The sequence below is a fragment of the Kineococcus glutinatus genome, assembly GCF_039542765.1.
GTDB lineage: Bacteria > Actinomycetota > Actinomycetes > Actinomycetales > Kineococcaceae > Kineococcus_A > Kineococcus_A glutinatus.
This window is the reverse complement of the sequence record NZ_BAABIL010000472.1, coordinates 1-6,000: the sequence shown is the minus strand read 5'-3', so window position 1 is coordinate 6,000 and position 6,000 is coordinate 1. Positions and strand designations below refer to the sequence as shown.

The 6,000-nt window shown below is 77.2% G+C and carries 7 protein-coding genes; 6 read left to right on the top strand and 1 reads right to left on the bottom strand.

Annotated features, from left to right (window positions below; translation table 11 throughout):
• On the top strand, positions 1 to 331 hold a 331-nt coding region (locus tag ABEB16_RS16330), incomplete at its 5' end, for a hypothetical protein (RefSeq protein ID WP_345713284.1).
• Between the two features lie 81 nt (positions 332 to 412).
• Positions 413 to 1,102: a DUF6766 family protein gene (locus ABEB16_RS16325; RefSeq protein WP_345713283.1), complete on the top strand. Its 690-nt coding sequence runs from the start codon at positions 413 to 415 to the stop codon at positions 1,100 to 1,102.
• Positions 1,103 to 1,146: 44 nt separating this feature from the next.
• Here the strand turns inward: ABEB16_RS16325 and ABEB16_RS16320 are convergent, their stop codons facing one another.
• Positions 1,147 to 1,716 (bottom strand): hypothetical protein, encoded by a 570-nt coding sequence (locus ABEB16_RS16320; RefSeq protein ID WP_345713282.1) that lies wholly within the window; start codon positions 1,714 to 1,716, stop codon positions 1,147 to 1,149.
• A 140-nt stretch (positions 1,717 to 1,856) separates the two neighbouring features.
• Here ABEB16_RS16320 and ABEB16_RS16315 point away from each other — a divergent pair, with 140 nt between their 5' ends.
• From ABEB16_RS16315 to ABEB16_RS16300, 4 genes are all read left to right on the top strand, one after another.
• Positions 1,857 to 2,651, top strand: a complete 795-nt coding sequence (locus tag ABEB16_RS16315; protein ID WP_345713281.1) for a YqjF family protein — start codon at positions 1,857 to 1,859, stop codon at positions 2,649 to 2,651.
• 31 nt (positions 2,652 to 2,682) lie between these two features.
• Positions 2,683 to 4,494 (top strand): S9 family peptidase, encoded by a 1,812-nt coding sequence (locus ABEB16_RS16310; protein WP_345713280.1) that lies wholly within the window; start codon positions 2,683 to 2,685, stop codon positions 4,492 to 4,494.
• 187 nt (positions 4,495 to 4,681) lie between these two features.
• Complete coding sequence (locus tag ABEB16_RS16305; RefSeq protein ID WP_345713279.1) at positions 4,682 to 5,479, top strand: ABC transporter ATP-binding protein; 798 nt, start codon at positions 4,682 to 4,684, stop codon at positions 5,477 to 5,479.
• The coding region (locus tag ABEB16_RS16300; RefSeq protein WP_345713278.1) for an FtsX-like permease family protein at positions 5,476 to 6,000 on the top strand (525 nt) is incomplete at its 3' end. The genes ABEB16_RS16305 and ABEB16_RS16300, both read left to right, overlap by 4 nt.

The following is a 6,000-nucleotide window of genomic DNA, read 5'->3' as shown; positions in this document are numbered from 1 at the left end:
CATCGCGGCGGACGCCGAGCGCGCCGCGGCGGGGTTCGCCCAGGCCGCGGCCGCCGCCGACGGCCCCGCGATGTGCGACCTGATGGTGCCCGGCACCGCCGAGGACCTGGTGGGCGACGAGGGGGTGCCCTGCGCGCAGGCCGCGACCGCGCTCGACCTGCCCGCCCCGGCGGACCCGGGCCCGGCGCAGGTGTGGGGGGACTCCGCTCTCGTGGCGGCCGGTGCGGCGTCGGTGTTCCTCGCGCGGGTGGACGGGGTGTGGCTGGTGCGGGCCGCCGGGTGCGAACTGCGCGACGGCGAGCCCGCGGACTGCGTGCTGGAGGGCGGCTGAGGTGCGGGCGGTGTTCGCGGGGGTGGTCCTCGTCGTGGTCCTCGGGCTCGGGTACGTCACGGCGCTGGGGGTGCTGCACCGGTGAGCGGTGGGCAGCGCCGGGGCTTCGTGCGGGACAACGGGCTCACGCTCTTCTTCGGCCTGCTGTTCGTGCTGGCCCTCGTCGGGCAGGTGGTCAGCGGCGTCGCGCTGTACAACGCGCAGGCCGTCGCCGACGGCGTGGACCGCATCTCCACGGCGCAGTACCTGCTGTCGTCGGACTTCGCCGTCGACGTCGCGGAGAACTGGCAGTCGGAGTACCTGCAGTTCTTCCTCTACGTCTTCGCCACGGTGTGGCTGGTGCAGCGCGGTTCCCCGGAGTCGAAGGAGCCGGGGAAGGAGGGCACCGAGTCAGACGAGGACCAGCGCGTCGGCGAGCACGCGAGGGCCGGCTCCCCCCGCTGGGCGCGTTCGCGCGGCTGGCGGCTGGCGCTGTTCTCCCGGTCCCTGGGGATCGTCATGGGCGCGTTCTTCCTGGCGTCGTGGGCGGCGCAGTCGGTCGCCGGGCGCGCCGCCTACGACGAGCAGCAGCTGCGGCAGCTGCAGGAACCGGTCAGCTGGGTCGGGTACCTGGGCACGGCGGACTTCTGGAACCGCACGATGCAGAACTGGCAGTCGGAGTTCCTCGCCGTCGCCAGCATGTGCGCGCTGTCGATCTACCTGCGCCAGCGGGGTTCGCCGGAGTCCAAGCCCGTGGGCGCCGCGCACACCGACACCGGGGTGGAGGGGTGAGGCGGCGCGGCGGCCCGGGGCGGGCCGCCGCGCCGGTCGCCGGGTCAGTGCAGCGCGGGGGTGCTGCGCACCACGGGCAGCCGCGACCAGGTGCGGTGCAGGCTGAAGCGGCGAGCGGCGGGCAGCGTGAGCAGCCCGACGAGCAGCAGCGCGTAGACGAGGTGCTCGTCGACGACCGGGTTGGACTCCGGCACGGGCATCGTGGCCCGGATGAGCAGCATCAGCGCGACGCCGCCGACCGTGGCCAGCCGCAGCGCGACGCCCGCGACGAGCGCCACGCCGACGCAGAGCATGCCGAGCATGAACGCCGCGTCGACGAGCGGGCTGCCGGACATGGCGTTGAAGACGCCGGCCAGCGGCCCGCTGGGTGCCCCGGCGAGGAACCCGCTGGTCGGCGAGCCGCCGGCGAACCACGCCTGCGGGCCGAGGACGTCGACGGAGCCGTCCTCGGCGCGACCGGTGCTGTAGCCCAGGCCGAACGCCTTGTCGAGGAAGGTCCAGAGGAAGACGAGACCGAGCGCGATGCGCAGCAGCGGCCAGACGACCAGCGCCCGGGTGGGAGGTGCGGTGGCCGAGGCGCGCTGCGCGGCGGGGGCGGTGGTGGACGTGGACATCGTTCTCCTGGGGTCGTGGGATGGGCGCGGCCGCGCGGAGGGCGACACCCGCACCACGAACCGCACCCGTCCCGGGTTCACCGCGGCCGGGGGTCCCCCGCGCGGGGGCGGTCCGCGTCGTGCGCTGGCAGGATCGCGGCGTGACGGACACCGGGGGTGCGGCCACCCTGCCCGTGGCGGCGCCGCCGCTGGCCGGGGCGGTGATGATGCGCCAGCACTGGTGCGACGTGGCGTTCCTGCACTGGGCGGTGGACCCGGCGCGCGTGGCCCCCCACCTGCCGCCGGGGACCGAGCCGGACGTCCTCGACGGGCGCAGCCACGTCGGGCTCATCCCCTTCCGGCTCGTCGGCCTCGGTGCGGCGCGCGGGCCGGCGCTGCCGTGGTTGGGGACGTTCTGGGAGACGAACGTGCGGCTGTACTCCCGCGACGCCGCCGGCCGCCGCGGCGTGGTGTTCGCCAGCCTCGACGCCTCCCGGCTGGGGGCGGTGGCGGCCGCCCGCGCGGCGTTCGGCCTGCCCTACCGGTGGGCGCGGATGCGGCGGGCGGAGCGGGTGCGCGACGGCGCGCGGGAGCTGGCGTGGACCGCCCGCACCCGCTGGCCCGGCCCGCGGGGGGTGCGCAGCCGGATCGCCGTGCGGGTGGGCGGGGAACTGCCGGCCGACGCCCCGGACGCGGCCCTGGCGCACTTCGTCACCGCCCGGTTCGGCCTGCACGTCGCGCACGCCGGGCGCACCTGGTGGATCGCCAACGAGCACGAGCCGTGGCCGCTGCGGCGGGCGCAGGTGCTCGCGCTGGAGGACGCGGGACCGGCGCCCGCCGGCGGGGGGCCGCTCGCCGCGGCCGGTTTCGGGGACCTCGCGGGCCGGGCGCCGGACTCGGCGCTGTTCGCGCACCGGGTCACCACGCGGTTCGCGCTGCCGCGCGCGCTCGGGTGAGCCGGTCGCGGGCCCGTGACAGGATCGCCCCGTGAGCGATCACCAGGACAGCCCGGCGGACGTCCCGCGGTGGGAGCAGCGCTTCCGCGCCGGGCGCATCGGCCTGCCGGGGTGGGCGGAGCTGGCGCCGGGGCGGACCGTCGTGGAGGCCACCGTCGACGGGGTGTTGGAGGCGCACAGCTGGGACGCCGCGACGGGTGAGCTGGTGCGGGCCACCGCCCGCCCCGAGGGCACCTCCACCGCCACGATCGACCCGTCCGGGGAGTGGCTGTGGTGGTTCGACGACACCGCCGGCGACGAGCACGGCGTCTGGCGCCGCCAGCCGTGGGGCACCGGCCCGCAGGTGCCCGTCGAGGACCCGCTCGGCCTGCCCGCCGCCTACCCCGCCGGCCTGGTCCTGGGGCGCAGCGGGCTCGTCGTCGTCGGCAGCAACGACGACGGGTACGGCACCCGCGTCCACGTCCTCGTCCCCGGCGGCCCGGCCCGGCTGCTCTACGAGCACCGCGAGGACGCCTGGGTGGGCGACCTGTCCGGCGACGACGCCCTCGTCGTCATCGCGCACAGCGAGCACGGCGACTCCCGCCACCACGACCTGCGCGTGCTGCGGGTGGGCGACGGCGGCACCGTCGCGGAGAAGGCCGACGGGCCCGGCAGGGGCCTGACCCCGCTGGGGTTCGCGCCGGTGCCGGCCGGCGCCGCCGCCGACCCCCGCCTCCTCGTCCTGCACGAGCGCCGCGGCAAGGGGGAGCTGCTCGTCTGGGACGTCCTCGCCGGCACCGAGGTCGAGGTGGTGCTGGACGTGCCGGGGGAGGTCGCCGGCGCGGAGTGGACCCGCGACGGGCGCGGCCTGCTCGTCCTGGTCGACGCCGAGGCCCGCACCCTGCTGCACCACGTCGACCTGGCCACCGGCGCCGTCGAACCGCTCGGCCCCCGCGAGGGCAGCGTGTGGGCGGCCACCGCCCGCCCCGGCGGGGACGTGTGGCTGGCGTGGTCGTCGGCGGCGCAACCGCCCGCGGTGCGCGACCTCGCCGGGCGGGTGCTGCTGCGGCCCACCGGCCCGGTCGCGCCGGCGTCGGTGCCGGTGCGCGACGTGTGGGTGGACGGCGAGGGCGGTCGCGTGCACGCCCTGCTGCGCGTCCCGGAGGGTGCCACCGGCCCGCTGCCGCTGCTCGTGGAGGTGCACGGCGGCCCCACCCACCACGACACCGATTCCTTCCGCGCCTACGCCGCGGCGTGGGTGGACGAGGGTTTCGCCGTCGTGCAGGTGAACTACCGCGGCTCCACCGGGTACGGCTCGGCGTGGCGCGACGCGCTGGAGCAGCGGGTCGGGCACACCGAGCTGGCCGACGTCGCCGCCGTCACCGACCACCTCGTCGCCACGGGTGTGGCCGACCCGGCGCGGCTGGTGCTGGCCGGCGCGTCCTGGGGTGGTTACCTCGCGCTGCTCGGGCTGGGCACGCAGCCGCAGCGCTGGGCGCTGGGCGTGGCGGGGGTCCCGGTGGCGGACTACACCGCCGCGTACGAGGACGAGATGGAGGGGCTGAAGTCCTTCGACCGCAGCCTGTTCGGGGGTTCGCCGGAGCAGGTGCCGGAGAAGTACCGCGACTCCTCGCCGCTGACGTACGCGGACGCGGTGCGCGCGCCGGTGCTGGTGCTGGCGGGGGAGAACGACCCGCGCTGCCCGATCCGGCAGATCGAGAACTACCTGGCGGCGCTGGACGCCCGCGGCGCGGTGTACGAGGTGTACCGCTACGACGCCGGGCACGGTTCGCTGGTGGACGACGAGCGGGTGCGCCAGATGCGGGTCGAGCTGGAGTTCGTGCGCCGGCACCTGCCGCGCTGACCCGGGGCGGGGACGTCCAGCGCCCGACACGCGGCGTGTCGGGCGCTGGACGTCCCCGCCCACCTCGCGCGCGGAACCCCCCGGGGTGGGGGTAGGCCCACCCCGGCCGGCTGCCCAGGCCCATCGAGACGACCGCGCCGCGCTCCTAGCGTCGGAACCACCCACCGACCCGACCCAGGGAGCACCCGTGGAAACCCTCGTCCCACCCCGCGACCGCCACGCCGACCCCCACGCACCCGCCCTCGCCGTCACCGCCCTCGCCCGCACCTACGGCTCCGGCCCCGGTGCGGTGCGCGCCCTCGACGGCGTCGACCTCGCCTTCGCCCCCGGCTCCTCCACCGCCGTGATGGGCCCCTCCGGTTCCGGCAAGTCCACCTTCCTGGCCTGCGCGGCGGGCCTGGAGCGCCCCAGCGGCGGCCGGGTCCTCGTGGAGGGCGCCGACGTCACCGACTGGAGCGAGACCGGCCGCACCAGGCTGCGCCGGGAGCGCATCGGTTTCGTGTTCCAGAGCTTCCACCTGCTGCCGCACCTGACGGTCGAGCAGAACGTGGCCCTGCCCGTGCGCCTGGCCGGCCGGCGCCCCGACCGCGCCCGCATCGCGGCGCTGCTGGCCCGGGTCGGGCTGGCCGACCGCGCCGGTTCCCTGCCGGCCACCCTGTCCGGGGGCATGCAGCAGCGGGTGGCGATCGCCCGCGCGCTGCTGCCGGACCCGGCCGTCCTGCTGGCCGACGAGCCGACGGGTGCGCTGGACTCCCGCTCGGCGCGCACCGTCCTGCAGCTGCTGCGCGAGGCCGTGGACGAGCTGGGGCAGACGGTCGTCATGGTGACCCACGACCCGGTGGCGGCCTCGTTCGCCGACGCCGTGGTGTTCCTCGTCGACGGCCGGGTCGCCGGTCGGATGGAGAACCCCACGGCGGACGCCGTCGCGGGGCAGATGGCCCACCTGGACGACCTCGTCGGTGCCGCGCGGGCGGTGGCGTCGTGACCGGCCTGGCGCTGCGGTCGCTGCGCCACCGCGCGGCCGCCTCCACCGCGACGTTCGCGGCGGTGCTGCTGGGAACCCTCCTCGTCGGCTCCTTCGCCACCCTCGTCGAGACCGCCACGGGTGCGGTGTCCGCCGCGGACCGGGACACGCTCATCACGATGGGCGCGGTGGTCGGCGGCTGGGGCGCCGTCATCGTGCTGTTCTCCGTGGCGTCCACGACGGGCGTGACGGTCCGGCAGCGGGAGGCGGAGATCGGCCTGTTGCGCACGGTGGGCATGACGCCCCGGCAGGGCCGGCGGCTGGTGGTGGCCGAGGTGGCGCTGGTGGCGCTGGTCGCCGCGGCCGCCGGTGCGCTGCTGGCCGCCGCCGGTGGCCGGGCGCTGCTGGCGCTGCTGCGCTCCGGTGACCTGGTGAGCGCGGACCTGCCCTGGGGCGGGGGACCTGCGTCGCTGGCGGTCACGGCGGCGGCGGTGGTCGCCACCTCGGTGCTGGCCGCGCTGCTGGCGGCCCGCCGCGCCACG

What these genes read in the sequence shown, in the direction of transcription:
- ABEB16_RS16320 (WP_345713282.1), bottom strand. Translation starts at nt 1,716, where the DNA reads ATGTCCACGTCCACCACCGCCCCCGCCGCGCAGCGCGCCTCGGCCACC.